Annotated in this window: 2 protein-coding genes; both read right to left on the bottom strand. The window is 43.6% G+C overall.

Annotated elements, in window-relative coordinates; translation table 11 throughout:
• Positions 1-407: 407 nt before the first annotated feature.
• On the bottom strand, positions 408-764 hold the full coding sequence (locus AMDU4_RS06740) for a DsrE/DsrF/TusD sulfur relay family protein (RefSeq protein ID WP_021787229.1): 357 nt from the start codon (positions 762-764) through the stop codon (positions 408-410).
• Positions 765-806: 42 nt separating this feature from the next.
• Positions 807-1649 (bottom strand): FAD-dependent oxidoreductase, encoded by an 843-nt coding sequence (locus AMDU4_RS06735; RefSeq protein WP_290704456.1) that lies wholly within the window; start codon positions 1647-1649, stop codon positions 807-809.
• Positions 1650-1662 lie beyond the last annotated feature (13 nt).

The following is a 1662-nucleotide window of genomic DNA, read 5'->3' as shown; positions in this document are numbered from 1 at the left end:
TGCCCTTCATTGACGAATATGCTTCCCGGAGACCGTAATCCACTATGCTGCTCATTAAATATACATGCTAATCCCATGAATAAAGCTTTCCACGGTTAATGTGTTAAAACATGCCTGAAATAGGAACTCTACAGAATAATGGATGATGAGAAAAAAAGAATAGGTTTAGAATGCCTGTGATTCTCATAGGGGTTTTTAGGAAAAGTCTTGAGTTAATAATTGCAAATAACGATGAGATGTTCTCTATATATGGTTTTAAGAGTTTCCACGTCCCCTTACATATGATTATGGAAAGTCGAAGAAAATAATGAAACAATACCATACATTACACATGTTCAGAATGAGAATTTCACTCTACAAAACTCATTTCAATGCTAGAATAACATCACAGTACCAGTTTTTTTGGTCTAGAAGACTAGAACCTTCCCGGCCCACAAAGCCCAGTCGCTAAGCTGATCCATAGATCCCCGCTCTATCCCATCGACCAGTTCCTCATCCTTCATCCCTCTCGCGTCCATACAGGTTCCGCAGGCACTGATCTTCACACCCCGCGCTGCCAAACCTTTCAGCATTGTTTCTAAATTATAATACCCCTGTGCCACCTTCTGCGACCTTTTTGCTGCCAGAACAGAATCACCGAAAAGGAAAATGTGTATCGTCTCACTATCCTGTTTCCTCACAATTGCCAGTGCCAGACGAAGTGCATTATAAATCTTTTCGGAGCCATACGGTGGTTCATTCAGAATAAACAATATCTCTTTCATCCTACATCATAACTCCATTCTTATGCTTCAGTTTATGCAACATTAAAACCAGTGCCTCATCCAGTATTTTTCGAATGCAACCTTCTGAACATGCCACATACTGCTAGGTTCCCTGAAGTCTATGAGCGGCTTCGGCTCTTCTAAGAATTTTCCTTCCATAAAAGCGCTCTTTCCATGTCCAGTTTCCAGGAAGCACGCACCATCCCCACCCCATTCTTTCGTTTTCCCGTTTCCTACTATTGTTTTGGCGATATTGTTTGCAACAACCTTTGCCTGGCCATGAGCGAATACCCCTGCCTTTGGGAGATACGGCACATAACCCTTTGGGGTGGGGATCGAAGCAACATCTCCAATCGCAAAGACGCCGGGAAATTTTGTCTCAAGATTTTTCACATTAACCGGAACCCATCCAGTGGAATCGGTCATGCCAGCCTTCACTACCGGCTCCGGTGCTGCATGCGGTGGAACAGAAAAAAGAAGATCATAATCCATGGTGTCACCACTTTCGAAGACAAGATTCTCCTTTCTCACCTCCTTCAGCTTCATTCGTGGAATGTAATTTATCCCTCTTGATCCAAGGAGCTTCAGAACCTTGTCCCCTATTTCAGGACCCACGGAGGGGACTGGATTGGGCTCTGGAGTGTAAAAGTTGATCTGAATATTCCCCCTGGATCCTTTTCTCGAGAAATAATCGTCCAGCAAGAAAGCCACCTCATAGGGAGCAGCAGGGCACTTGAAAGGAAGTCTTGAAATTCCAATGGCGACTGAACCATGATCAAAGTCTGCAACAGCATCCCTAAATGATATAGCGGAATCAAGGTCATAGATATGGTGGGCATATTCTGAAAAACCCGGTACAGCCATTCGGGTTATATCGTGTGCCAAGAGAAATTATCAA

This window comes from Ferroplasma sp. Type II, assembly GCF_000496155.1.
Note: the sequence above shows the minus strand (reverse complement) of the source record. Positions and strands in the feature narration are given on the sequence as shown.